Source organism: Pseudobutyrivibrio xylanivorans DSM 14809 (genome assembly GCF_900141825.1).
Classification (GTDB): Bacteria; Bacillota; Clostridia; order Lachnospirales; family Lachnospiraceae; genus Pseudobutyrivibrio; species Pseudobutyrivibrio xylanivorans.
In genome coordinates this window covers 16,305-41,431 of record NZ_FQYQ01000022.1, presented here as the reverse complement: position 1 = coordinate 41,431, position 25,127 = coordinate 16,305, and the positions used below count along the sequence as shown (strand labels likewise).

27 protein-coding genes are annotated in these 25,127 nt (G+C 36.2%); 20 read left to right on the top strand and 7 right to left on the bottom strand.

Features of this window, described 5'->3' with window-relative positions; genetic code table 11:
* Positions 1-287 (top strand): IS3 family transposase (locus BUA88_RS12865; protein ID WP_143151393.1); only part of this gene is annotated, 287 nt, incomplete at its 5' end.
* Positions 288-482: 195 nt separating this feature from the next.
* Here BUA88_RS12865 and BUA88_RS12860 read toward each other — a convergent pair.
* From BUA88_RS12860 to BUA88_RS16625, 5 genes are all read right to left on the bottom strand, one after another.
* Positions 483-1,664: a hypothetical protein gene (locus BUA88_RS12860; RefSeq protein WP_072918705.1), complete on the bottom strand. Its 1,182-nt coding sequence runs from the start codon at positions 1,662-1,664 to the stop codon at positions 483-485.
* Between the two features lie 183 nt (positions 1,665-1,847).
* Positions 1,848-2,846 carry a DUF4179 domain-containing protein gene (locus BUA88_RS12855; protein WP_072918703.1) on the bottom strand — a complete coding sequence of 333 codons (999 nt, stop codon included), beginning with the start codon at positions 2,844-2,846 and terminating at the stop codon, positions 1,848-1,850.
* Positions 2,843-3,406, bottom strand: coding sequence for an RNA polymerase sigma factor (locus BUA88_RS12850; RefSeq protein ID WP_072918701.1), 564 nt, complete (start codon positions 3,404-3,406; stop codon positions 2,843-2,845). The genes BUA88_RS12855 and BUA88_RS12850 overlap by 4 nt, the downstream gene beginning before the upstream one ends.
* Positions 3,407-3,551: 145 nt before the next feature.
* Entirely contained in the window at positions 3,552-4,448 is an 897-nt protein-coding gene (locus BUA88_RS12845; RefSeq protein ID WP_072918698.1) for a hypothetical protein, read from the bottom strand.
* 120 nt (positions 4,449-4,568) lie between these two features.
* Positions 4,569-4,691: a hypothetical protein gene (locus tag BUA88_RS16625; RefSeq protein WP_278335529.1), complete on the bottom strand. Its 123-nt coding sequence runs from the start codon at positions 4,689-4,691 to the stop codon at positions 4,569-4,571.
* A gap of 179 nt (positions 4,692-4,870) precedes the next feature.
* Here BUA88_RS16625 and BUA88_RS12840 point away from each other — a divergent pair, with 179 nt between their 5' ends.
* The 5 genes from BUA88_RS12840 to BUA88_RS12820 all read left to right on the top strand — a co-directional run bounded on the left by BUA88_RS12840 (position 4,871) and on the right by BUA88_RS12820 (position 8,697).
* On the top strand, positions 4,871-5,584 hold the full coding sequence (locus BUA88_RS12840; RefSeq protein ID WP_072918695.1) for a hypothetical protein: 714 nt from the start codon (positions 4,871-4,873) through the stop codon (positions 5,582-5,584).
* The gene (locus tag BUA88_RS12835; RefSeq protein WP_072918692.1) at positions 5,541-5,837 is read left to right on the top strand and encodes a transcriptional regulator; all 297 of its coding nucleotides are present in this window, start codon (positions 5,541-5,543) and stop codon (positions 5,835-5,837) included. The genes BUA88_RS12840 and BUA88_RS12835 overlap by 44 nt, the downstream gene beginning before the upstream one ends.
* A 280-nt stretch (positions 5,838-6,117) precedes the next feature.
* The gene (gene fliD / locus BUA88_RS12830; RefSeq protein WP_072918690.1) at positions 6,118-6,756 is read left to right on the top strand and encodes a flagellar filament capping protein FliD; all 639 of its coding nucleotides are present in this window, start codon (positions 6,118-6,120) and stop codon (positions 6,754-6,756) included.
* 144 nt (positions 6,757-6,900) lie between these two features.
* Positions 6,901-7,836 (top strand): hypothetical protein, encoded by a 936-nt coding sequence (locus BUA88_RS12825; RefSeq protein WP_072918688.1) that lies wholly within the window; start codon positions 6,901-6,903, stop codon positions 7,834-7,836.
* Positions 7,837-8,112: 276 nt separating this feature from the next.
* Entirely contained in the window at positions 8,113-8,697 is a 585-nt protein-coding gene (locus BUA88_RS12820; protein ID WP_072918687.1) for an NUDIX hydrolase, read from the top strand.
* 54 nt (positions 8,698-8,751) lie between these two features.
* On the opposite strand, the gene BUA88_RS16195 is transcribed toward BUA88_RS12820, so the two are convergent.
* Both BUA88_RS16195 and BUA88_RS12815 read right to left on the bottom strand, forming a co-directional pair.
* Positions 8,752-8,910 carry a hypothetical protein gene (locus BUA88_RS16195; protein WP_159430900.1) on the bottom strand — a complete coding sequence of 53 codons (159 nt, stop codon included), beginning with the start codon at positions 8,908-8,910 and terminating at the stop codon, positions 8,752-8,754.
* Positions 8,911-9,093: 183 nt separating this feature from the next.
* Complete coding sequence (locus tag BUA88_RS12815; protein WP_072918686.1) at positions 9,094-9,339, bottom strand: hypothetical protein; 246 nt, start codon at positions 9,337-9,339, stop codon at positions 9,094-9,096.
* A 222-nt stretch (positions 9,340-9,561) separates the two neighbouring features.
* On the opposite strand from BUA88_RS12815, the gene thyA reads away from it, so the two are divergent.
* The 14 genes from thyA (at position 9,562) to BUA88_RS12745 (ending at position 25,114) form a co-directional block, all read left to right on the top strand.
* Complete coding sequence (gene thyA, locus BUA88_RS12810; protein WP_072918685.1) at positions 9,562-10,413, top strand: thymidylate synthase; 852 nt, start codon at positions 9,562-9,564, stop codon at positions 10,411-10,413.
* 12 nt (positions 10,414-10,425) lie between these two features.
* Positions 10,426-10,911, top strand: a complete 486-nt coding sequence (locus BUA88_RS12805) for a dihydrofolate reductase (protein ID WP_072918683.1) — start codon at positions 10,426-10,428, stop codon at positions 10,909-10,911.
* 36 nt (positions 10,912-10,947) lie between these two features.
* A complete protein-coding gene (gene ilvB, locus BUA88_RS12800) occupies positions 10,948-12,639 on the top strand; it encodes a biosynthetic-type acetolactate synthase large subunit (RefSeq protein WP_242939621.1) in 1,692 nt (563 codons plus the stop codon).
* Positions 12,640-12,667: 28 nt separating this feature from the next.
* Positions 12,668-13,177 carry an acetolactate synthase small subunit gene (gene ilvN / locus BUA88_RS12795; RefSeq protein ID WP_072918710.1) on the top strand — a complete coding sequence of 170 codons (510 nt, stop codon included), beginning with the start codon at positions 12,668-12,670 and terminating at the stop codon, positions 13,175-13,177.
* Positions 13,178-13,183: 6 nt separating this feature from the next.
* Positions 13,184-14,419, top strand: coding sequence for a cell wall hydrolase (locus BUA88_RS12790; protein ID WP_072918682.1), 1,236 nt, complete (start codon positions 13,184-13,186; stop codon positions 14,417-14,419).
* 110 nt (positions 14,420-14,529) lie between these two features.
* A complete protein-coding gene (deoD, locus tag BUA88_RS12785) occupies positions 14,530-15,246 on the top strand; it encodes a purine-nucleoside phosphorylase (protein WP_072918681.1) in 717 nt (238 codons plus the stop codon).
* Between the two features lie 412 nt (positions 15,247-15,658).
* Positions 15,659-16,789, top strand: a complete 1,131-nt coding sequence (locus BUA88_RS12780) for an LCP family protein (protein ID WP_159430899.1) — start codon at positions 15,659-15,661, stop codon at positions 16,787-16,789.
* A 14-nt stretch (positions 16,790-16,803) separates the two neighbouring features.
* Positions 16,804-17,970, top strand: coding sequence for a glycosyltransferase (locus BUA88_RS12775; protein ID WP_072918677.1), 1,167 nt, complete (start codon positions 16,804-16,806; stop codon positions 17,968-17,970).
* Positions 17,936-18,739, top strand: coding sequence for a glycosyltransferase (locus tag BUA88_RS12770; protein ID WP_072918675.1), 804 nt, complete (start codon positions 17,936-17,938; stop codon positions 18,737-18,739). The genes BUA88_RS12775 and BUA88_RS12770 overlap by 35 nt, the downstream gene beginning before the upstream one ends.
* A 13-nt stretch (positions 18,740-18,752) precedes the next feature.
* A complete protein-coding gene (locus BUA88_RS12765; protein WP_072918673.1) occupies positions 18,753-20,099 on the top strand; it encodes a hypothetical protein in 1,347 nt (448 codons plus the stop codon).
* On the top strand, positions 20,086-21,711 hold the full coding sequence (locus BUA88_RS16660) for an ABC transporter ATP-binding protein (protein WP_330390301.1): 1,626 nt from the start codon (positions 20,086-20,088) through the stop codon (positions 21,709-21,711). The genes BUA88_RS12765 and BUA88_RS16660 overlap by 14 nt, the downstream gene beginning before the upstream one ends.
* Before the next feature lies 1 nt (position 21,712).
* Positions 21,713-22,474 carry an ABC transporter permease gene (locus BUA88_RS12755; protein ID WP_072918670.1) on the top strand — a complete coding sequence of 254 codons (762 nt, stop codon included), beginning with the start codon at positions 21,713-21,715 and terminating at the stop codon, positions 22,472-22,474.
* Between the two features lie 10 nt (positions 22,475-22,484).
* Positions 22,485-23,252: an ABC transporter permease gene (locus BUA88_RS12750; protein WP_072918668.1), complete on the top strand. Its 768-nt coding sequence runs from the start codon at positions 22,485-22,487 to the stop codon at positions 23,250-23,252.
* A gap of 8 nt (positions 23,253-23,260) precedes the next feature.
* Positions 23,261-25,114: a CDP-glycerol glycerophosphotransferase family protein gene (locus BUA88_RS12745; protein ID WP_072918666.1), complete on the top strand. Its 1,854-nt coding sequence runs from the start codon at positions 23,261-23,263 to the stop codon at positions 25,112-25,114.
* Positions 25,115-25,127: the final 13 nt, after the last annotated feature.

The following is a 25,127-nucleotide window of genomic DNA, read 5'->3' as shown; positions in this document are numbered from 1 at the left end:
GCTGGCAGTATCAACATACTTATTATCGTACTGCTTTACAAGAGCATGGCATTATCCAATCTATGTCTCGAAAAGGTAACTGTTATGATAACTGTATAATGGAGACATTCTTTGGAAGATTAAAGAACGAAATGTACTATGGTTATGAGAAAGACTATTCTTCTTTTGAAGAATTCTCAAAGGCAGTTGAAGAATATATAGATTACTACAATAACAAAAGAATTCAGGCAAAAACAAAATGGATGCCACCTGTACAATACAGGATAGCATCCATGTGTTCAGCCTAGTTCATAAATATGTGTCCAGGATTCTGGGTACATATCATTTATGGGTAGTCCTATTTTTTTATACTAAATGAGTATTTCACATCGAGACGGGACGACCTATCACGGCTGGCGTAGCCGGGCGTGATGCTTCCTTATTCCCGTCTCGCGCTCGACATTGGAATTTATGTAGAGCCTCCAATATTGGAGGCTCTAATGTTATAATGCCAAATCTACATGAGCTACAGTGCTGGCAGCACCCGAACTTTCTTTCAGATAGATTCCCGTTTTACGCAAAACTCCATTTGTTTCACCAGCTATATCTTTATAAGAAAACTCGGTGTCTGCATTTCCAAGGTATATAGCTCCTACGTCTGCTTCTTTTAGGTTAAGAAGTTTATCATTTCCATTTTCATCTTTGGTCCATACTTTTAGCTTTGAAAAGATAGAATCGTTTTCATCTATCCATCCATTATGATCTTCATCATATTCCGCCAAATCACTGAAGCCATCTCCAGACTTTGTTCCGAAAAGTTCAGAACCGTCATTTATCTTGCCATCTTCATTTTTGTCTAATGCCAAGAATCCACTGCCTTTACCAACAAAAGAAATCTCATCCTCTTTACCATCTGAATCAATATCGAATTTAAATTTCATATCTGACACTGATGTGATATTAGAATCCATATTTATTACCAAAGGGTCTGTAAGGATTCTTGTGTATGATTCAGCTGATAGAGTATTGATTTTTTGAGATAGGCTGCGTCCAAGCTGAACCTCTACATTAAAATTTAAACTTCGTCCATCGGCAGTCTGAACGGTGCCTTGGCTTGCAAAGGTTGTATTTTCATATTCTAGATGGGTTCCTTCTGTAGCCGTTATTTTCTGCCAAACTTGAGTCCTAGAAACTGACTCAGCCGAAGATAGATTTAAGGTATTCTGACTGATTCCATTTACACTGAAGCTAACGTCATTTGAATTATTATCACATCCACCAAGTACTCCCTTTTGCCAATTATTCAATTGTTCTTTTAGCTTTGTATCAAGTTTTTCTCCATTTAGTACTGCAAGAATCTTCTTTACAATGCTAATTTCTAAATCTTCAAAATCCCATTGACTTCTGCCTTGATTAGCCTCTCGAACTTGCTTTTCGTGCTCAGCCATCATATTCAAGGTGTTTTGCATATTTTTCTGTTGCTGATCCTTACGAGCCTGTTCCTCGTCTTTTTCATACTGTTTAATTGCTTCTTTGTAGGATTTTTCCCCTTCTTCAGAAAGCTGCATAATTGCACCAAGCGAGTCAACACTTGCTCGTCGTTCAATTGTAGCTGTTTCTATATGGGTGTAAGAATAAGAATTGTGACTAGATGCCATGTTTACATGGCTGTTTTCAATCTTCATAGCGGACTCCTTTCCACAAATAAAGAGTTTATAAGGCCAAACGCGAAGACTCTTTTGCACCTCCATATGCCTAGTCTTCATTCTTAATATCGGAATGTTTTATAGAAATATAACCTTATAAAATAAAAAATGCTTCCCACAACTGATTGTTGCAGGAAGCACAATGAATAGATATTAGAGGTGTTATTTCAGTGTCAAAGTTGCCATATTTCCATTAATATCCCTTATTTCAACTGATTTGACTGTATTGGGATCAATGATGTTGTTAAATTCCACTGAGAAAATAGCATTATTATTTAATCCATCAATATTGTTTAAGCTATCTAAATCTTCGCAATTAATAATCTTTCCATCATCAAGAGTGAGACTTGCAATATATGGTACTGGGGATTCTCTTTCGTCGAGCCATCTTTCTAAAACATCCTCAGATATGTTATATCTTATCTCAGCAGAGATAGGACTGATTTTAATTGATGCGGCCTCGCAATTAAAATCAGAAAGTGATTGATTTAAATCAATGACCTTAGCATTGCTTACTTCAGGAATAGGTAAATCAAATGTCCACTTACCACCTAAACTTTTCTCAGATGAATCAAAATTCACAACCGAAAAGTCACTTAATTCTAAATGCAAAGTTTTACCAGTTAAGGTAATTCCGGAATCAATTGAATCTGTTCCATCAATAATGAACATCAATTCATCATCCTTGATTCCCATGCTATAGCCTAAGGTATTACCTTCATAGCCTTGTATATATACTTCATCAATGTTTATATTAGGCTCTGCATCATTATTAAGCTCAATGCCTGAGTATTTTACTGCAAGATTAATCTTATTATCATCAGCCACAATTGCTACTGGTGTAAGAGTAATTCCATTATCCGTAATAGCATATTTTGAATAATCATCACTTTCTGAAAAAATAATAGCCTGGCCCTGATCTGTGAGCGATTGTTGTTCCTCATCAGTAGCATTGAAATAACTACTCAAACCTCTTCCCCAAAAGTGATGAATAGCAGCTGTTGATGTAATTGTCGTCAAAAGAATTAAGCATACACAGGCAGCCATTGAAAATCGTTTATTGTATTTTACGACCTTATTGTCGGCGTGATATCTTGCACACTGTGTGATTAAAACATCGTCTACACCATTAAATGCTAAAAATAAGTTTTCTTTTTTCATGATACTAAATAGCCCTCCTTTAACAAACGTGTTTGCAGCTTTGTTCTCAACCTACTAAGTGTTACTGAAACATTGTTCTTTGACATGCCGTATTTCTTTGATATGTCGGTAATATCTTCTACATAGAAGTATCTGCTGAGAAAGATGTATGCCTCCCTCTCTGGAAGCGCCCTAACAAAATCTGCTACTATGCTCTCAAGCTCTTTCCCTAAAATAGACTGTTCGACACCATTTGATGCAGGAATACATTCCTCTAGTTCATCCAGTATTTCATGCATTGTGCCATTTCCACGTTTTTTACTTCGAATTGCTCTATATTTGTCAAAAGCAAGTTCTCTAGTAATTTTTGCTAAAAAGGCTTTTAAGACTTTTGGTCGCGTAGGTGGGATTCTATCCCAAGTCTTCAAATAAGTATCATTTAAACATTCCTCAGCATCTAATTCATCATTAAGAATATTTTCAGCAATTGACTCCAAATAATTTCCATATTTAGAATCAGTTTCTTCTATAGCTCTTTCATTTCGTTTGAAATACAGCTCAATTATTTCCTCGTCTTTCATATATGCCCCCTTTTAGATTTATTTGTAAGCGCCTTACACTTATATAGCCGTAAAGTAGCAAAGGATATTACAAAACTTAAAAAAAATTATAATCAAATAAGAATGAGCCTCCATAAAGGAGGCTCGTCTGTTATCGTAACCATAATTAATTATCTAATTCAATTTTATAAACGTTAGGAAGAATCGCAGGCAGGACTTCTTCAACACTGCCATCAAACCAAATCCTTACCGAATCCCCTTCAGAAAAATCAGTCTCTAATGTTGAACCATCAACTATATAGTCTCCATCTGCAAGAGATACAAACATATCATCCATATCTACAAAGGTTACAAGTAACTGTCCATCATTTCTAACTTCTTTGATTGTAGCAGTAAAATTAGCTACTTCTATAGGAATAGATGAATCTGTTAATTTGGAATCTCTGAAAATATATTTCTCTCCATCAATATCAACGACTATTTGGCCTTCAGTACTATATTGATAATTATAGCCAGTACCAAAATTAGATTGGTTATTTTCAGTAGGTGTATCTTTGGAATCCAGAGTTTTATCTATGGTGCCATCCATAGTGCCACAGCTAACAGCTGAGCAAATATAACCTGTGTTTTTATAAACCACATCATTAACCATTATCAACATCGGATATTCAGAAGTACAACTTTCGTTTTTGCTAGTATTGTTCCATTCATAATCAGAAGAAATGCCATCTGGAATGTCATCAACATTTTGCTCTCGGTAGAGCATTGGTACATCCATTTCACCTGATTCATAGTATTCGATTATCCATTCATTAGAACTGAAATCCTTGTATTCATAGATTTTATCCTTTGAATCATTACCTGCAATTCCAACCTGATTACCACAGTCAGCTGGAGTAACTAAGGTAAACGGGACAAAGACTTTATCATCTATTTGCAAAGTTTGGAAGCCTTCAGCCTCGCTTGTAGTGTAGCTTAACAAATCGTCATTGGTGTTTTTTCCACAGGCTGCTAAGCAAATACCTAACGTAGCAAATAGAACTAAAGTTTTGAATTTTTTCATACAGTAATTCCCCTCAAATTTTAATTATATTTCGATGTTATCATTCTTATATTATGAAAACAAGTTAGCATATTGAACATAAAAAAGGCACCCATTAAGGATGCCAGCACTAATGAATATTTACTTTGCTTCAATTATTTCCTGTGCCATAGAATCAAAGGTATGCTGCAAATAGTTGTAGCTGATTCGAAGAATCATATCTGAATAAGTCTCCACAATTCGCCTTACTTCTTTTTCATCCATGTGATATTGCTCCCTTTTTCTTATTTTAGAAGGCCTTCTACTTATAATACGATTTAAAGTGGAAAAAGTGGACAGTAATTTTTTGATTTTTCAAAATTCACTTGAAAATGATTTGACGGTGATGTAACATCAGTTCATAGAGTACTCTATAATATAAAGTGTAAATTTGGAGGGTAATCATGGATAAGAATGTAGCACTTGCATTAGACGACATTTCGTTAATCAAAACTGTAATTGAACGTACACAACAAGATTTTTCTAAAATCGCAGCATTTTTTATTTGGATAGGTGTAATTAATGGGATTGCGGCCATTGTTGAACAATTGATGTATTACTTTAGAAATACATCAGGATATGATTTTCCACTTGTCCAAGTATTCGGATTCAGTTACTATTGGATTAAAATTCTGGGTTATGTTTTGTTATTCTTCGTATTTTCACGAAAACTAAAAGCCATGAACAATGACATTAGCAATGGTATGTTAAAAATATGGGGAATCGTATTAGTAGGATCTTATCTTTTTGTATTCCTATACATGCATTTAATGCCTAATGGAAATAATGAAATGATAAATACTCTATGGAAATGTAGAGAGTTGATAGAGATATTGCCAGTAATATTTGCTTTTTTCATGACTGGAATTCTTACTCAAAGGAGAATCATCTCAATCATTACAGCTCTTTATAGTTTTGTATACTTTGTTCTGTTTTTAAGCATGAAACAGATGCCATTTGGAACAATAGGTGGTGCTGGTACGTTGATTTCAATTAGTAGCTTTAGTATCAGAATTGTAATGATTTTTGGAATGGTTGCATTGGGGTTGTTTTTTAAGATAGGAGCAGGGAATCATGGAAATAAATACAATACCAGAAGCCTTTCAAACGAAGCTTAGGTTAGCTGTATTATCTGCTCTGCTGACTGGTACAAAAAGTTTCAAGGAATTGAAAGAAATAACCTCTGCAACAGACGGTAATTTAGGTATACAGCTTAATAAGTTAAGCGAATTGCAGTATTTAACAATTGAAAAAGCGTTTGTAAACAACAAACCTCTAACCACTTATACAATCACTGAATTTGGAAGAGCACAATTTAAAGAATATGTTGAGTTATTAGAATCATTATTATCAAATTCAATTGATAAATAATCCTTAATTGAAAAGCATTATGCTTAAATCTAGGAATTATCAAGCAGCCGTAAAAAATCGAAAGAATGCTAAAAAGAAATAGCGAGATATTAATTCTTTTCGTAAGTTTAAATATCCAAAAGTTGCACCTCATATTTGTTAATTATATCCATTAATTATTAATCAAATAATCTCGATATCTAAGTGTAAGAATTTTTATAAGGCTAAGGATGCGCTTATTTCAACGGAATGAAGTTGAGATAGGCGCATTTTGATTTGTTGGTATATAAAGGAGGTTACGATGAGTTCAATTAACAATTCTTTTGAATATTATCAGTCTAGCCAAGGTCTATTATTAATGTTAAATAAAAATAAAAAAGGAAATCCGCTGATTAACCAGTTGCTTGAAAAGAATGAATTGGAATATCAACGAAAAATGGAGTCCTTTGGATTTGGTACCACAAAAGGTAATGATAAATATAAGAAAGTTGAAACTGCCGCTAATAATCTGGAAGATGCATTGGCTAGTCTAGGAAAAGAGGATCTGTATAAAGCAGAAACTGGAAAAGAATATGACAATAGCGCGCTTATTAAAAATATCAACAATTACGTGACAGCATACAATAGTACTATTTCAGAGCTAGATAATTGTGGTGGCTCATTAAAGAATAGTTTTTCAACAGAATTTGTTGAAGCATACAAAGAAAAGGCAGATGCATTAAATAAAATCGGTATTACATTATCAGCTGATGGAAAGCTTTCTGTAGATCAGGATAAACTTAAAGCAGCAAAAGTAGATGATATAAAGAGTATATTTAATACTGCATCTGCATATTATAAATCAATCATGAGCAGTGCAAGCTCAATTGATACCATTATAAATAAGGCGTTGGCTATGAAATCAGGAACCTATAATGCTAATGGGATTATGTTGAACTAAATAATGAATAATAAAGCTAAGGAAGCACTTATTTCAACGGAATGAAGTTGAGATAAGTGCTTTTTTAGATAAATTATTACCGCTCGGACCTTTCTGGAGAGCGGAGCAGCTTTGACTGACAGATGAGCTGCAGAAAGGAGTTTTATGGCAGATTATTTAGCTGAAAACAATTATCTTATGCAGGGTACTTTTTCAAGTAGCTATCTTTATTTTTCAAATTTTGTAAATAACAAAGATGCTGATTTTGAAAAAGCTATGAAAGCATCATCAGATGAACAACTGAATACTACTGAGCTTACAGAGGATAGTAAGAATAAAGGCAATAGCTATACACGAATTGTATCAGCGACTGTAATGAACAGTGAGTTACGCACAACTACAGGCGCAAATGGCATTACAGCATTTTCTTATCAAGGTGTAATGCAACAGTTTGAAATCAGAATAGATGTTAATGGCGATGATAGAAAGTACACAGCCATTGGTACTGATAAGGATGGAAAACAGTTTGAAAAAGAAATAGATCCTTATAATGTTGCCCCTACTGATGCAGACTTTACAGAGTTTGCTGCGCTATGCTCCTATATTCGCGAAACTGAGAATCTTGCCGACGAGACAATGAAGTTTGTGAGTAACTTTGAGGTAAATGATATCTTTGAGCGCATGGATTATCTTGCTACCTTCTCAAGTGAAATGGGCAAGTATGAAATGGCAGGATTGGGAAATCTTTCGCTAGAAAACTTCATGCCGCACATCAATAAGTTGATGGAAACTCTTATGGGTATGACCACAAATATGTTTAATGTAAGTATAACAGAAAAAGTTAGTGAAACTCCTACAATAGAAGAATCTGAAGAGAATGAAAATGCTATAGATACACAAGATGCGCTAAAAAAGCTTATCGAAGCGTACATGAAAAAGGATTCCAACTATAAGGAGGTAGATTGGCGAAATATGACCGATGAAGAATGGGAAAAGCTCTTGGCTAGAATTGATGCTGATATCGATGCCATGGTAGAGCGTGTCAAAGAGGAATCACAGGAATCACAGGAAGCTAAAGAAGAAGCTAAAGAAGAACTTTAATCATCCTTTCAATCAAAAACATGGGTATATTTATGGACACTAACTTGGGTTACCATGTACACAGTTACAGTTGATGCAAGGAACCTACGGAGGTGTTTTTATGAAAGGATATGTTGTTTCAGAAGGTTATATGGGATTAGTTGATGGAGTGTATGAGCTTTTTGCTACAGAAGATGAATACTACGAATATGTTGCTTAATCCGATTGCTTGATAAATCATCTTTACATCCTACTCAAACTACATAATAATATACTCAACGACAGGAGGAGGACAAAATGCAATCAGATAAGGATTTAGAGTGGGAGTTAACATCCTGCGAGCACATAGTGGAAGATGAGTACATTGATTTTAGAAAATGTGCATACAAGCTTCCAGATGGTACGATCTTCGAGCCTTTTTACAATTACAGCAGAAGAGATTATGTTGTTATTGTTGCGACAGATGAGAATGGCAAATATATCTGTGTAAAGCAGTTCCGTCATGGTATTAATAAGGTGACAGTTGAATTTTGTGCAGGTGGTCTTGAGAGACTTGATGGTAAGGAATACGGAAGCTGCAATGATACTGCACAGGTGGAGGCAGCTTTGGATGCGGCCAAAAGAGAGCTTCTTGAAGAGACTGGCTATGAGTCGGATGACTGGAAATATATCTTTAGACTGCCATCTAATGCTACAATGGCAGATAATTACGCGAATATTTACGTGGCAAAGAACTGCCACAAGGTTGCAGGGCAGAATCTTGATGATACGGAATTTCTAAATGTGCATCTGTACACCAGACAGGAAATTGATGAATTGATTCAATCTGGAGAATTTCCACAAATGGCTCATATATTAGCACTTTTACTTTCAGAAAAATAAGCATCAAAAAAGCGGGTACCATACGGTATCCGCTTAATTCATTATTCGGTTATATTATCTATTGAATGTATTAGGGGTCATGAAAATTCCCCATGAAGCAGACTGCTCGTACATCCTTTCTTCTTTCTGCTGGATACGTTCGCTTATGCTCTCAATTAAATCTTTACTAATTCCTTCGGCCTTAAGGTCCTGAAATATACCAAAATCAAACATCACAGATACCTCCTTGCAAAAGTTATATATAAAACATTTTCTTTGCTTTATCTATAGCCATTATAACACCAGGAATAACTAAAGTGTGAAGAAAACGTGATTTAACTGTGAATTTTAAGACAAAAATAAACAACTGTCCGCGATAGGCAAACAGTTGCAAAAATCATATTAGATACTATGAAATTAGTTTAATGTTGAAAGATAGTCCTGAATAGCTGCAGTGTCAATATCATAATATTCATATGTAGCATTCTCAGCTGCAGCTGTCTGAACCTTTGAATATATTGAGTAACCAACCCAAGCAACAATTGCGATAGCAATAACAGAAACTAATGCGAGGCTTAATACTTCTTCGATTTTTTTCTTTCTAAGTGTTGATCTACGATTTTTCTTATCTAATTTCTTCTGATCTACCTTCTGTTGACTCATTTCTTCTCCTATTTGTCAGGCCTTAGATTTTCCCGAGGAAGACCCAACACAACTATAATTTATAGTAACGCAACAGATGCGCATTTTCAAGGAAAAATCATTACTGCATGTGGTATTTTGACGGAAAAATCCTGTAATAATCTCTATCAAAACATAAAACGTTGTGATACACTTTTATTAGTGTAATTAGACTAGGATAACTATAGTTAAAGGAGAGAATTAATGAGCAAAGCTGATGTGATTTTTAAGGCTATGTGCCGTGATATCTTGGAAAATGGTACTGATACAAAGGATGAGATTGTACGACCAATCTGGGAGGATACAGGTGAGAAGGCCTATACTATCAAGCAGTTTGGTGTAGTTAATAAATACGATTTAAGAGAGGAGTTCCCAGCTCTTACTCTTAGAAAGACAGCGCTTAAAACGGCAATGGATGAAATCCTTTGGATCTACCAGCGCAAGTCAAATAATATTAAGGATTTAAAGGGCCACATTTGGGATGAATGGGCAGATGAAAACGGTTCTATAGGTACAGCATATGGTTATGTTGTAGGAGAAAAGTTCGAATTTAAAGGCGAAATGATTGATCAGATGGATTATGTCCTAAAACAGCTTAAGGAGACACCTTATTCACGCCGTATTATGACAAATCTTTATCAGTTCCATGATTTGGCTACAGGTCATCTTGATCCATGCTGCTATTCAGCTACATACAATGTTACTAAGGACAAGAATTCAGATAAGCTTGTTTTAAATATGGTTTTAAATCAGCGTTCACAGGATATTCTTGCTGCGAACAACTGGAATGTATGCCAGTATGCAATTCTTCTTATGATGGTTGCTCAGGTTAATGACATGATTCCAGGTCAGCTTATCCACGTTATTGCAGATGCTCACATCTACGACAGACATGTGGATATTATTAAGGAGCTCATTGAACGCCCAGAGCTTCCAGCACCAAAGGTTTACCTCAACCCAGAGGTAAAGAATTTCTACGACTTCACTACAGACGATCTTATCGTAGAAGGATATGAAGCCGGAGAGCAGATTAAGAACATTCCAATTGCTGTTTAAAAAGGAGAATATATGAATCTTATAGTTGCAGTAGATAGAAACTGGGCAATCGGCAAGGATAATAAGCTTCTTGTGAGCATCCCAGATGATATGAAATTTTTCCGTGACACTACTACAGGAAAAGTGGTAGTCATGGGTAGAAAAACATTGGAGAGCTTTCCAAATGGCAAGCCTCTTAAGAATCGTGTAAATATTGTGCTTACACGTGACAAGAATTATCAGGTGAAGGACGCAGTTATCGTTCATTCAAAGGAAGAGCTTGATAAAGAATTAGCTAAATACAATTCTGATGACATTTACGTTATTGGCGGAGAGAGTATTTACAGAATGCTTCTTGATGACTGCAATCGTGCATTCGTCACATATGTTGATTATTCATATGATGCGGATACTTACTTCCCTAATCTGGAAGAAAAGCCAGAGTGGAAGCTCGCGGAAGAGTCAGAAGAGCAGACATATTATGATATAGAGTTTTATTTCAGAACATACATAAAATAGCAACCGCAAACCAGCACTTACAGTGAGGACATAATAATGGCATTGAATATTACAGGAAGAAAGTTGTTTGTTAAGGCGTTGAAGGAAGAGGGAGTAGACACTATTTTTGCCTACCCCGGAGGTATGATTACGGATATCGTGGACGAGCTATATAAGACCGAAGGAATCAGGGTTATTTTGGGTCGTCATGAGCAGGCTCTTGTACACGAAGCCGAAGGCTACGCAAGAGCTACGGGCAAGACTGCCGTCGTATTGGTTACTTCTGGTCCAGGTGCCACAAACACTATCACCGGTATCGCTGATGCCTATTATGACAGCATCCCTATGGTGATTTTTACAGGCCAGGTGCCACTTCATCTTATAGGAAATGATGCGTTCCAAGAGGTTGATATTGTGGGTATGACTCGCTCTATCACAAAGTTTGGCGTGACAGTGCGAGAACGTGAAGATATGGGACGTCTAATAAAGATGGGATTTCAGGTTGCTTCCACAGGAAAGCCAGGCCCAGTTCTTATTGATATTCCAAAGGATATTCAGGTTACTGCAGGTTCACCTGATTACCCTACTCATGTTGATATCAGAGGATACCATCCAAATGAAAATGTACATATTGGTCAGCTTAAGAAAGCATATAAGCTTTTGAAATCAGCGAAACGTCCGCTGATTATGGCAGGCGGTGGTGTGCGTATTTCAGGAGCTCAGGATGAACTTCTGGAGTTTGCCACAAGGATGAAAGTCCCTGTTACTACTACAGTGATGGGCAAGGGTGTTATGCCAGAAAATTGTCCGCTTTACATTGGGAATTGTGGTATGCACGGTAGATATGCAGCTAATAAAGCTGTCACAGAGTGTGATGTGCTTTTCTCAATAGGTACTCGTTTTAACGACAGAATCACAGGCGACCTTGAAAAGTTTGCACCAAAGGCACAGATTGTTCATGTGGATATTGCATCTGCTTCTATTTCCAGAAACGTTGTGGTAGATGTTCCTGTTACTGCTGATGCCAAGATAGCATTGGAGCGATTGGTTGAATATGCGGAGGAGATGGACACAGGAAAATGGATGGATATCATCAATAGATGGGAAAGTGAGCATCCACTTACAATGCCTGTTCCTAAGGTGGGCGTATGTCCACAGACTATTTGCGAAGCCATCAATATGGTCTTCCCAAATGCAAATATTGTTACAGATGTTGGCCAGCATCAAATGTGGGCCAGCCAGTTTATAAAGGTTAATAAAGACCAGGAATTTATTACTTCTGGAGGCTTGGGTACAATGGGATTCGGGTTCCCAGCGGCTATAGGTGCTGCTGTGGGTAACCCTAAAAAGCCTGTTGTTTTAGTTACAGGAGATGGTGGCTTCCAGATGAACATGCAAGAAATGGCTACTGCTATGACTGAGAAAATTCCTGTTGTTATATGTATATTTAATAATTCTAATCTTGGAATGGTGCGCCAGATGCAGCAGCTTTTCTACGGAAAGCGGTATGAGATTACCAATCTCGCGGCAGAAGATGGCAGCTACTATCCGGATTTCCTGAAATGGGCTGAGGGCTATAATTGCCATGGCATTAGAGTTACTAATGCTGCAGATGTAGTACCTGCTCTCAAGAAAGCCAAGGCCAATAAAGAAGGTCCAACAGTTATCGATTTTATAGTTTCACCAGACGAGTTAGTTCTTCCAATGGTTAAAAGTGGTACACCACTAAGCGACATGATACTTAAATAGCATTGCAGAGGTAGAAGACATGGAAAAGATGAAAAACAGATGGATAGCTTTATACGTAGAAAATCAGGTTGGTGTACTTGCAAAGGTTTCAGGATTATTTTCGGCTAAGTCATACAATCTGCAGACTCTTACAGTTGGCACAACAGAGCGAGAAGATGTTTCAAGAATGACAATCTCTGTAAAGGCTGATGATGTGACTTTTGAACAGATTAAAAAGCAGTTGAATGCGATGGTGGAGGTTATCAAGGTTATTGATCTTACCACAATCCCAATTCACATGAAGGAAATACTTTACGCTACTGTTTCAGGACTTGATGTTACAGGAAAGACTGAGGCGTTTCAGATTGCCGAGGTTTTTGACAGAGGTGGAAGTGTAAAGATATGTGATATAGGTGGGGACATGGTTCTTTTTGAATGTACTCTCACAGAAAATAAAAATAATGAGCTGATTTCTCTACTTAAATCGAGATTTAAAAAAGTGCAAATTGTTCGAGGCGGAGCAGTTGCTGTGGAGGCAATCAGCCGTTCTAACAGGTAGGACAATATGGGGGAATGTTTTAGAAAGCGATTTATATCTGGTTTGGCATTGGTGGTTGCGGTATGCCTTTGCTTTGGCAGTTCGGCTCAGGCCTCTCAGTCTGAGGTGGACAGGCTAAAGGAAGAATCTAAAAATGCCACCCAAAAGGTTGACGACATAAAGAATAAGAAGCAGGAAGCTCAGGATTCTAAAAACCAGCTTCAGGGCCAGGCGGATAGCCTTGCGGGTCAGATATCAAATCTAAACAATCAGATTTCTGCCGTTACAGGCGAGATTTCTGAGACGGAAGAGAATATTGCTTTGGTTGAGGCGGATTTGGAAACATTGAACGATGAATTAGACAAAATTCAAAAATCATTGGATGTTCAAAAAAAAGCCATGAAACTTCGTATAAAATATATGTACGAGAATAAAACAACCAACACCCTTGTGAACTATATGGAATGTGGTTCTATGGCGGAGTTTCTGCAACGTATTGAATATATGGCGCAGATTACTTCCTATAATCAGAAGGCAATAGAAAAATTTGAAGCTACACAGTCTGCGTTGGAAGAGAAAAAGGCTGAGGTAGAAGAAAAGAATAAACAGCTTAGTGCGTATCAGAGTGATTTGCAATCTAAGAGAAGCCAGCTTGGTTCATTGGTTGGAAGTACTACATCGGCTCTTAATACTACTAATGGACAGATTGCAGATGCACAGGCTGCCATTGAAGAGCTTGAAAGGCAACAAAAGGAAGCTGAGGAATACGAAAAAAAGATTCAAAAGCAGTATCTAGATGCACAGCTGGCATTGGCTCAGAAGCTGGCTGGCGAACATGGTTCATATTCAGGTGGATATAGCACAGATGATGAAGAAACGCTTCTTCTGGCTGCGCTTATTCAGGCGGAGGCTGATAATCAGGGAGAGGCCGGACGACTGGCAGTTGGTTCAGTTGTAATGAACCGAGTGGCAAGCCCGAAATTTCCAAATACCATTGCTGGAGTAATATATTCGCCGGGCCAGTTTGCACCGGTTACTTCCGGACGTGTAGCTATGATACTGGCTAACGGTCCAAATAGCGGATGTCAATATGCGGCATCTCAGGCAATTTCAGGTAATACAAATACAGATGCACTGTTTTTCTTTACAACCAGCTATGCTCAGAATCTTCATGACCGACAGGTAGCTGAGGGCAAAGAGGGCTTCTTAGACAGAACAGAGGGTGTGACTATAAATGCACACTATTTCTACAATTACAAATAGTCTGTAAATGGGCAATTGCGTTGAAAACACTGTAAAAATAAGCTAGAATGAAAATCTAGCTTTGAAATTAAAGAAAGTTTTAATTAATAATTTATAAGGAGGTCGTGTATATGGCAACACCACATAATGAAGCGCAAAAAGGGGATTTTGCAAAAACAGTTCTAATGCCAGGTGATCCACTTCGTGCTAAGTTCGTAGCAGATAACTTCTTAGAGGATGTTAAGTGTGTGAACACAGTTCGCAACTGCCTTGGTTTTACAGGTAAGTACAAGGGGGTTCCTGTTTCTGTTATGGCCAGCGGAATGGGAATGCCTTCAATCGGCATCTATTCTTATGAACTTTTCCAGTTCTATGATGTAGATAATATTATCAGAATTGGTTCTGCAGGTAGCTACACAGACAAGCTTAATGTTCTTGATGTAGTTATTTCTGAGAGCGCTTTTTCTGAGAGTACATTTGCTAAGTTTACAAATGGAGTAGAGGAGAAGACACTTTACCCAAGCAAGAAGATTAATGATATTGCTATCGCAAAGGCTAAGGAGCTTGGTATCGATGCTAAGCTTGCTAAGGTTCATTCTTCTGATCAGTTCTATACAGCACCTGAGATGGGCGGCTGGAAGGCTGTTAAGGAGCGTTGCGGTTGCGATTGCGTTGAGATGGAGAGCTTTGCCCTCTTTAATAATGCAAATATGCTTGGTAAGAATGCTACATGTATGCTCACAATTTCTGATTCATTTGTTACTTCAGAGGAGATTCCAGCTGAAGAGCGCCAGAAGTCATTCACAGAGATGATGAAGCTCGCTCTTGAGACTGCTATTGCTCTTTAAAAGACATTAAAATCACGGGCACCCAGTAATGTTCATTGCTGGGTGTTATTTTTTTGCCCCAAATCAATGAATAAATTGTTAATAATTCATATATGAAAAATTTGTGAAGTATGTTAAAATACCTAACGTTTAGGAATAATGTTAGAAATTCTTTCAAATCTACTAGACGTTTCAATTCACTTGAAGGGGAGATCATTCCAAAACATTAGAGAAATTTAATAGAATTTAGGTTCAATAGATGATACGCATTACTATACTTCCAGTTATTTTATTGGTGATACTTATAATCACAGGTATTTTTTTATTATCGCGCAAAAAGCGTTTGTTTAAAGTGTTAGGTGTATTTCTTATTTTGGTGTCAATCGCTGCGATTATAGAAGGAATATATCTGTATGTTCATAGCATGAGGGCTTTGAAAGTCATAGCTAATCAGACAACAGAGATTACCACATACGGAATATATGTATTAGAAGATGCAAAGATAGAAGATATTAAAGGCTTGGAAAACAAGACCGTTGGTTTTGCAAAAGATATAACCACTGACGACCTGTCTGAAGCATTAAAAAGTTATACATTTAATCTGAGCTCATACAGTAGTCAGTTAGAATTAATTGAAGGTTTAAAAAACGAGGAATGCGACGGAGCGGTTCTTAGTACTTCATACATTAATATGCTCGAAGAAAATGATGTTGATGAGGGACTTGGAGTTCAGCTTCGATTATTAGAGGAGATTAGTATTGAAAAGGTTATTGAGAACCCAGTTGTTATTACTCCAGAGGAGCCATTCGTAGTTTATATCAGTGGAAAAGATACTTGGGGACATATCTCAGTACCTAGCCGCTCAGATGTAAACATTTTGGCTGCAGTTAATCCAGAAACAAAACATATTTTGCTTGTTTCTACACCAAGAGATTATTACGTTCCATTATCTATAGCTGGCGGGGCTATGGATAAGCTTACACACACTGGAATCTACGGAATAGATGTGTCAGAAGAGACTATGGAGAATCTATACGGTATAGATATAGATCACTATTTCAAGGTTAATTTCAGTGGTTTCGAAGGTTTGATTAACGCCATGGGTGGAATCACCGTTTGGTCAGACTATGAATTCGACGTAGAGAACATTGGACATTTCAGTAAAGGCGAGAATCACATGATGGGATTGCAAGCGCTGGCATTTGCCAGAGAACGTTATTCATTCCCTAGAGGAGATCTCGTTCGAGGCGAGAACCAGATGAATGTCATTCAGTCTGTTGTCCAGAAAATGACTTCAAAAAGTGTTTTGAAGAATTACGGAGAAATCTTAAAAGAATGTGATGGCACATTTGCCACAGATATATCAACAGGAGAGATAGCTGATTTGGTTGCATATCAATTATCTAATCCTGGTGAATGGAATATTGAAAAGTTAAGTGTTGGGGGAACTGGGGCACATCAAAGTGTGTATTCTCTTGGCAAGAGGGCGTATGTTATGAATCCGAGCGAAGAAGATATTAACAACGCAAGAGAGAGAATACAGGAAGTTTTGGACGAGGAATAACGGGAGAAATATTTGTGAAAGCATTAATCGTTTCGTCTGTATATGGCTTTTTGTCGAAATTTGAGCGACAAAACGTTGAGCTGTTGGAAGGGATGAATATCGAGGTTCATTACGCATCTAATTCTAAAAACATCGTTTATGAAGATGATGAAGATGTTTTAAAGCAGTTAGGTGTCCTTTATCACGACATTCCAATCACTCAGTCTATAGCAGATATTTTAGCTAATTTAAAAGCCACAGTAGCCTTGAGAAGGCTCATTAAAACGGAAAATATAAATATTATTCATTGTCACACGCCTACAGGAGGCATGGTTACAAGACTTGCCTGCATTGGTCTGAAGGACGTGTATGTAATTTATACTGCCCATGGCTTCCATTTCTACAATGGAGGGTCTAAATTCCGCAATAGTATTTATTATTTGGCAGAGTATTTACTTAGTAGAAATACTGATGCAATCGTAACAATCAATCATGAAGATGAAAATGCTGCCAAGACCATGTGTGCTGATACTGTTTATCGCATACCTGGCGAGGGAGTAGATTCAAATTATTACTGTCTTACTGATGAAGAAGAAAAAATCAAGGAACGCGAAAATCTTGGCATTAAAAAAGAAGATTTCTTCATAATCAGCGTTGGTGAAGTAAGAAAGAACAAGAATCAGAAAAAGATTATCGAGACTATTCGTTACTTCAAAGATAATAATCCAGAGGAGTTAAATATTCTCTACGGAATTATTGGTAGCGGAAATCAGGAACGTGCATTAAAGAAATATGTCAAGAAATACGGTTTAGACGCTAATGTCAGATTCTATGGCTACGAGGTAGACATAAGAAAGTTTTTAAAAGCAGCTGACATTATGGTTTTCCCTTCTATAAGAGAGGGGCTTGGAATGGCAGCTCTTGAGGCAATGTTTACAGGTCTTCCAGTTGTAGCTTCTAGTAACAGAGGCTCTAAGGAATACATCAAGGAAAAGACAAATGGTCTCCTTGTTAGTGAAGACACTGTAGATGCTTATGCGAGAGCAATCCAGCGTATGTATTCTTATAAGCTAGAGCATGAAAGATATAACAGAGAGAATATCAGAAAATCTGTTACATCCTTTGAAAAATCAGAATCAGAAAAAGTGATGAGAAAGGTTTACGAAGATGCCTGCAGTAAGTGTAATGTTTCCGGTTTATAATTGCGAAAATACATATTTGAGAAAAGCTATTGAGTCAATCTTAAATCAGTCTTTCGATGATTTTGAACTCATCATTTTTGATGATGGTTCCACGACAGATGTTAAGAGGGTCATTGATGAATATCGAAAGATAGATTCAAGAATAGTTTATGTCAGAGAGAAGATTCATCATGGACTGGCATATGGCCTGAACAAAATGGTTGAATTGGCTCAGGGCAAATATCTGGCAAGAATGGATGCTGATGATATAAGTACTCCTGAAAGGCTTGAGAAGGAATTCTTATTCTTAGAGGAACATCCTGACTACGGATTTGTTGGCGGCAATTTGCTTCTTATCGATGATGAGGACAGGGTATACGGTGCTAGAAAGTATCCTAAGAAACCAGGTGAAAAGGACTTCCTTAGGTTCCAGCCATACGCTCATCCTACAATCATGTTCAGAAAGAGCATTTTAAGTATGGATAATCCGTATGGTTCTCCAGAAAAACCACGCAGAGGAGAGGATTACGAGTTGTTTATGAATCTTACTGCTGATGGAATCAGAGGCTATAATCTTCAGGAAGATTTACTTTACTATAGAGAGACTATAAATAGTTATAAACGAAGAACATTAACAGATCAGATGGCTGAGGTCACCATCAGATGGAATGGATTTAAGAAAATGGGATTGAATCCATGGCGTGAAATTGGCTATGTAATAAAGCCTATTGCTGTATGGATGGTTCCTGATAAAATCGCATTTAATATCAGGAATGGCTCGCAGGCTTGAGGAGTTTTTGTTTGTGGATATAGAGAGAATAGATGAAAAAGATATTATTTCCCAAACGGGAAATAATGTTTTAGCTCCGGTGCTGAACAGTTTTGTTTTACATGTTCTGACTGAGGCAAAGAAACAGGGAATAAAGACTTTATTCTTTTTGGCGAGAGACGCTTATTTAGATTACCTGGTTGCGGAGAAATATGTTAAAGAATTTAATCTGGATATTCAATGCAAGTATCTGTATGTTTCAAGATTGTCACTTAGAATTCCGCTTTATCATTTAGATTTAAATCAGGCATTAGCATATATTACTTTGGGGGGAGTAGATGTTACTCCGACCAAAGTATTAAATCGTTCTGGGCTTACTCCAGAACAGGGGAAAAAGTTTGTTGAAAAAATAGCTGATTTTCTTCAAATCAAAGAAGATGATCAAATACCAAGACATAGATTGTCCGAAGTAAGAACCCTTTTAGAGGAGGATTCAGAGTTTATAAATACTCTGGTTGATAACTCTAAAAAAGAATTCACATTTGCACGGGATTATCTTAAAGAATGTGGATTCGGAGACAAAGAAAAAATAGCTATTGTTGATAGTGGTTGGGTTGGTTCAATCCAACTTAGCTTAAATACGTTCCGAAAATGCTTGGGCGTAGAGGAACCTGTGGAAGGCTATTACTACGGTTTGTATGAAATACCGGCGCAAGCCGAGGAAAAATATTATCATTCATTTTTGTTTGGACCAAGATCCGGACTCAGAAATAAGGTGTTTTTTAATAATTGCTTGTATGAGTGCATTTTTTCTGCACCACACGGCATGACATTAAAATATAGGCGAGAGTCTGATAAGACAGTTCCAGTTTTATCGGATGTCTCAACAAAACAAATTGAATATTTGAATCAATTGGAGAGCATTATTAGTTCTTACCAATCAGAGTTATTTGCTAAATTAGGTAGCTTTGAAGAAATATGTAAATCGTTCAATAATCCTGTATCTCAGAAGAAAATCGAGAACGCATTATTCAGGTTTATGTCGACACCATCCTACGAGGAGGCAGAAGTATTTGGAAAGCTGCATTTTTCAGATGATGTAATCGACTATGATGATGCATTTTTGGCAGCAAAGCTGACAGAACAGGATTTAAAAGATAATCACTTTAATAGAAGAGTTTATCTTGAGCTGAGAGAAATGATTTTTGGACGAAGATATGTTGTCAATATTTCAGGATGGTATGAAGGCTCAGTTATGCTTTATTCGAAGCCATCCAATATAAGACAGCACTTAAGATCATACAGACATTACAAATATTATTTGCAGTATAGCAAAAGAAAGCGTTGGATAAGAGAGCGTGAGAGAAATGACAAGACTTAAATTTAGAAGACTAGCAGCTACGCTGATATTTATGTGCTTCTTAGTAATCAACTCAATAAATGTATACGCTATTGGTGGAGAGGTAAATTTTGGCTCAGATGAGTACACCGAGGAAGAGGATTCAAAATTCTTTATAGGTGTATATGTCAGCACTACAGATAGAAACCAGGATTATCATATTGAACTTAAATATGATAACAACCGCATGAGCTACATTAAGGGTGCTGAATCTGAGGAAGATGGCATTATTACGTTAGAGGGAAGCGGATTATCTTCAACAAGAAAATATATGCTTTCATTTGAAACACTTTCAGGTGGAAACAGCTATATTTCAGTTGTGGATGGTTATACCTGTAATGCAGATGGTACTAACAGACAATCACTTGATGAATTAAAAAGTGTAAATGTATTTATTGAGGGGGAAGATACAGTCGGCGAGACCGAAGAAGAGACAGAAGAGCTTGAGTTGGAGGAGACTGAGGCCATAGCGGCAGCTAACAGAGTTTCACCGGTAAATGATGTTGTTTCAACACAAAACAGTGTTGATCAAAAAGAAAGTGAAAGTTCAAACGAAATGGTATTAGAAACAAATTTTTTAGAGACTGTTGAATCCACAATTGGCATTGTGCCAATGATAGTAGGTACAGTATGCATTTTTTTAGCTATCATGGGAATTATTGCTGCTGTGGTAGTGAAGCATTCGAAGAAGAGAAGAAGAAATAGACAGATTCGAGAAGATAATAAGGCTTCACGTCGCAACAAGTATTTTAATTCTTTTGATATTCAGGATTTGAGTGAATTGGAAGATGCAGATGATGCTGACGATTTAGAAGGCAATGAAACAGTTATTTCTGTTCAGAATGTAACCATGAGATTTAGGGTTGCTACACAGAATGTTTCTGGAATAAAAGAATACTTTATACAGTTGCTAAAAAGAAATATTTCTCACAGAGAATTCAATGCTCTTGATGATGTTAGTTTTGATGTCTATAAGGGTGAGGTAGTAGGAATTATTGGAACAAATGGGTCTGGTAAATCTACAATTCTTAAGATTGTTTCAGGTGTTCTTAGACCTACAGAAGGCGATGTTAAGGTTGATCGTAAAAAGGTTCAGCTTCTTACACTCGGCACCGGTTTTGATATGGAGCTTACTGGTCGAGAGAATGTTTATTTAAATGGTGCGATTATTGGATATTCAAGAAAATTCTTGGATGAGCACTACGATGAAATCGTAAAGTTTGCAGAGCTTGAAGATTTCATGGATGAAAAAGTTAAAAACTATTCAAGTGGTATGGTTAGCCGCCTTGGATTTGCTATAGCTACAGCCGGAGATGCTGCTGAAATCCTTATCCTTGATGAGGTGCTTTCAGTAGGTGACGAGTTCTTCAGAAAGAAGAGTTTAAAGCGAGTTAAGGAAATGATTCATGGTGGTAGCACAGTTCTAATGGTTAGTCATAGTATGCCAACAATTAAAGAAAATTGTTCTAAGGTTGTTTGGATTGAAAAGGGTAAGCTTAGAATGGTTGGAAAGCCAGAGGTGGTTTGTAAGGCATATCAGCATATGAACGAGACTACATCAAACGAAGTGGCACAGGTTAGCGAGGTGTCTTAGTATGGAATATGGTTTAAAGCAATATATTTTTGTAATTCGTGAGCTTACTGTAAGAGAAATTAAAAGAAAATATTCTAGAAGTATGTTGGGCGTGTTTTGGAGTGTTCTTCAACCATTTCTATACATGTGCGTAATGACCTTGGTTTTTAGTGGTTTTACTTTTAATATTAGTTCTTATCCAGCTTATTATATTATTGGCTTCACGCTTTGGACTATGTTCATTACATCTACAACCACTTCTATGACGGCGTTTGTAGATAATAGAAATCTCTTTCAGAAATCAAAGCTACCAAGCGAAATATTTGTATTATCCAGGGTATATACTGCATTTGTAAATTTGCTTTTCTCATGCGTCACTATTTTTGTAGTCATCCTTTTTTTTAGAATTAAAATCACATGGACAATCTTGATTTTCTTTGTAGATATTCTGTTTGAGTTAATGTTTACTACTGGAATTTCATACATTTTTGCCACCATATATGTCTTTAATAGGGATATAAAATTTTTATGGAAAAATTTATCTATTATTTTAGTACATATGATTGCTGTATTAATACCTATTGAACGTTATCCAGAACATATCCAGGTATATACAAAGTATAATCCGCTTTACATATATCCAAATATTGCAAGAGATGCGATTTTAAATGGAACATATAATGTGGATGAATTATTAAGAATGGTTATTTGGGCAGTTGTGTCCTTAGCGGTTGGTATATTGGTTTTTAGAATTAAAGAGAATGACATAGTTATGAAACTATAGAGTGTGAATTATGATTAGTAGAATTAGTGATTATTACTTTGTTATAAGTCAAATAAGTTTTAAAGAACATAAGAAACGTGTCAGTGAAACAAATTTAGGATTTTTATGGAATATATTAAGTCCCTTACTCTATATGCTTTTAATGTCTAATTACTATTGCAATATTATTACCCATGATATAGAGAATTATCCTATTTTTATATTCACTGGTGTTAATATGGTTGGGTTTTATAGAACTGCAACTGTAGGTGCTATGCGTTCGTTGGTGGAAAATAAAAAATTGATTATCAGAACAAAATGGAGACTCGAATTATTTATATATCAGAAAGTCTTCTCTGCGTTTAAAGATTTACTTTATGCTTCAATCGCACTTATGCCGCTGTTCTATTACTACAAAATTCGATTAACAATTAGATGTTTAATTATTTTCCCAGTTCTTCTTCTCACATTTATGGTGATAATTGGAATTGGAAAGGTACTAGCAGTGTTATATGTAAAATTTGCTGATATTGATTATTTATATTCCTTAGCGATGTCTATGCTTCCATTTGTTTCAGCTATGTTCATACCACTTGAGCATTTCCCTGAAAATGTGCAGTTTATTCTTACGTATAATCCTGTTTTCTTGTCTTTATATCTGGCAAGAAATTGTATGGTGTATGGAGTGCCATCGTTCTATACAGCATGGTTAAAATTGATTATTTGGGCGGTAGGCTCATATTCCTTTGGGACCTATGTTTTCAACAAAAATAAGAATGTATTGGCATCTAGATTATAGAAGTTGTTATGGAAAATTTAATTGAAATTGTAAATAAACATGAACGTTTTGAAATATCCGATGAACAAGTTCACGAGCTAATATCACAATACGAAGATAGCCAAATAATAAATAGTATTGGCATGGCAGAGATGCCAAAAATTATTTATTATTTGAGACTTAAGCATCACATGGATTATAAATTAACAGCCAGGGATAATGATGTTGTTATTTCTGTTAATGATCTCAATGTTGCTAACATAAGCTATTTACCAGTGTATATTCACTTTATTGAAGTTAAAAACACGGAAATAGAAATAGAAGGTAGTATTTCTATGCTGCCTCGCTATGACTCCTATAAATTCATGGTTATGGCAAACAACATCGAGCAGAAATGTGAATTTACGGATTGCCAAATGGATCAGGTTGTAGGGGAAAGTATTGTTGAAAAAAGGGACGTTTTTAAAGTAACCATTCAATTAAAGGAAGAACCAGTAAAAATCGATTTTTATAATTGTGTTAATGGGACTGTTTGTAGCATTAATAGAATTAATTTCTATAGATTTGCCCCAATAAACGATGCTTTCAAGACGCAATATTGCCATAGAGGTGACTATTTGTTTCGTACTGACAGCAAATCAATATTCGTTGAAAAAGCTGATGAGAATAAGATTGAGGCAAGAGAAGAAGAATTTCAAGCTGAGTTAGCTGCTTTGAAGACAGAAGCTAGCATAAAGGCTATAAAACTTCGTAAGCAATATTTCCAACGATTAAAAGAGAAAAATAAACCTATTTGGGTAGTGATGGATAGACCTAATAGAGCTGATGACAATGGAGAGGTTTTCTTTAGGTATATTCAGTCAAAGCAAAATATTGATTCATATTTTGTTATTAACGACTCTTGTGAAGATTATGCAAGACTAGAAAAAATAGGTAAAACTGTGCCTTTGTATAGCGATGAACATTTATTATTGGTTTTGTTAGCTGATTATATAATTTCTTCACAATGCAATGGTTTCGTTGAAAATCCTTTTTGGGAAGATGCAGAATTTTATCGAGACTTATATCATCAGGCAAAAATTGTTTTTTTACAGCATGGTGTTATCAAGGATGATATGAGCAAAACTCTTAATAGATTTCACACGAAGTTTACGGGTTTTATCACCAGCACCTTAGATGAATATAATTCAATACTGGAGTATCCATATTATTATGATGAAAGCAAGGTATGGTTAACGGGATTACCAGTTATGGATACTTTGAAAAATAAATATTCTAGATGGATTGTGTTTGCCCCGACCTGGCGAATGAATTTGATGCATCAGGAATGGGACGCTACAAAAAACGAAATGAAGTGGATGCCCTCCTGTGATATCACAACTAGCGAATATTACTTGCGCTTAAGAAGTATTTTTCAAAATGAAAAATTAAGAAAATATTGTAAACGACATAGATGTAAGCTTGCGTTTAAACCACATCCACTTATGGAAGAATATATGAAAGATATAGTAAAGGATACAGATGTAATACTTCTTTCAAAGGATTATTCCTATAAGAATGTATTGAGTAAAGCCAGGTTACTTATTTCAGATTATAGTAGTTTACAATTTGAATTTGCATATTTGGGCAAAAGTACAATTTATTATCAGTATGATGCGGAGGATTTCTTTAATAGTCATACTTATAAAAAGGGGTATTTTGATTATGAAGAAAATGGATTTGGACCAGTTGTGAAAAATGAAGAAGACTTGGTTCATCAAATATGCAAATATATTAGGCACTGGTGCTATCCAGGTGCAGAGTACAAAAAGCGTATTAAAACTGTGTATACAGAAAAAGGGCACGCTTGTGAAAAAATATATGAAAAAATAATAAACAATTAAGGGAGAAATACTG

Excerpts from the sequence above, each read along its gene's own strand:
- BUA88_RS16660 (WP_330390301.1), top strand. The coding sequence starts at position 20,086 with ATGACAAGACTTAAATTTAGAAGACTAGCAGCTACGCTGATATTTATG.
- ilvB (WP_242939621.1), top strand. The coding sequence starts at position 10,948 with ATGGCATTGAATATTACAGGAAGAAAGTTGTTTGTTAAGGCGTTGAAG.
- BUA88_RS12770 (WP_072918675.1), top strand. The coding sequence starts at position 17,936 with ATGCCTGCAGTAAGTGTAATGTTTCCGGTTTATAATTGCGAAAATACA.
- BUA88_RS12835 (WP_072918692.1), top strand. The coding sequence starts at position 5,541 with ATGGAAATAAATACAATACCAGAAGCCTTTCAAACGAAGCTTAGGTTA.
- BUA88_RS12750 (WP_072918668.1), top strand. The coding sequence starts at position 22,485 with ATGATTAGTAGAATTAGTGATTATTACTTTGTTATAAGTCAAATAAGT.
- BUA88_RS12815 (WP_072918686.1), bottom strand. The coding sequence starts at position 9,339 with ATGAGTCAACAGAAGGTAGATCAGAAGAAATTAGATAAGAAAAATCGT.
- BUA88_RS12840 (WP_072918695.1), top strand. The coding sequence starts at position 4,871 with ATGGATAAGAATGTAGCACTTGCATTAGACGACATTTCGTTAATCAAA.
- deoD (WP_072918681.1), top strand. The coding sequence starts at position 14,530 with ATGGCAACACCACATAATGAAGCGCAAAAAGGGGATTTTGCAAAAACA.
- fliD (WP_072918690.1), top strand. The coding sequence starts at position 6,118 with ATGAGTTCAATTAACAATTCTTTTGAATATTATCAGTCTAGCCAAGGT.
- BUA88_RS12825 (WP_072918688.1), top strand. The coding sequence starts at position 6,901 with ATGGCAGATTATTTAGCTGAAAACAATTATCTTATGCAGGGTACTTTT.
- BUA88_RS16625 (WP_278335529.1), bottom strand. The coding sequence starts at position 4,691 with ATGGATGAAAAAGAAGTAAGGCGAATTGTGGAGACTTATTCAGATATG.
- BUA88_RS12860 (WP_072918705.1), bottom strand. The coding sequence starts at position 1,664 with ATGAAGATTGAAAACAGCCATGTAAACATGGCATCTAGTCACAATTCT.
- thyA (WP_072918685.1), top strand. The coding sequence starts at position 9,562 with ATGAGCAAAGCTGATGTGATTTTTAAGGCTATGTGCCGTGATATCTTG.
- BUA88_RS12755 (WP_072918670.1), top strand. The coding sequence starts at position 21,713 with ATGGAATATGGTTTAAAGCAATATATTTTTGTAATTCGTGAGCTTACT.
- BUA88_RS12820 (WP_072918687.1), top strand. The coding sequence starts at position 8,113 with ATGCAATCAGATAAGGATTTAGAGTGGGAGTTAACATCCTGCGAGCAC.
- ilvN (WP_072918710.1), top strand. The coding sequence starts at position 12,668 with ATGAAAAACAGATGGATAGCTTTATACGTAGAAAATCAGGTTGGTGTA.
- BUA88_RS12850 (WP_072918701.1), bottom strand. The coding sequence starts at position 3,406 with ATGAAAGACGAGGAAATAATTGAGCTGTATTTCAAACGAAATGAAAGA.
- BUA88_RS16195 (WP_159430900.1), bottom strand. The coding sequence starts at position 8,910 with ATGTTTGATTTTGGTATATTTCAGGACCTTAAGGCCGAAGGAATTAGT.
- BUA88_RS12805 (WP_072918683.1), top strand. The coding sequence starts at position 10,426 with ATGAATCTTATAGTTGCAGTAGATAGAAACTGGGCAATCGGCAAGGAT.
- BUA88_RS12845 (WP_072918698.1), bottom strand. The coding sequence starts at position 4,448 with ATGAAAAAATTCAAAACTTTAGTTCTATTTGCTACGTTAGGTATTTGC.
- BUA88_RS12855 (WP_072918703.1), bottom strand. The coding sequence starts at position 2,846 with ATGAAAAAAGAAAACTTATTTTTAGCATTTAATGGTGTAGACGATGTT.
- BUA88_RS12790 (WP_072918682.1), top strand. The coding sequence starts at position 13,184 with ATGGGGGAATGTTTTAGAAAGCGATTTATATCTGGTTTGGCATTGGTG.
- BUA88_RS12745 (WP_072918666.1), top strand. The coding sequence starts at position 23,261 with ATGGAAAATTTAATTGAAATTGTAAATAAACATGAACGTTTTGAAATA.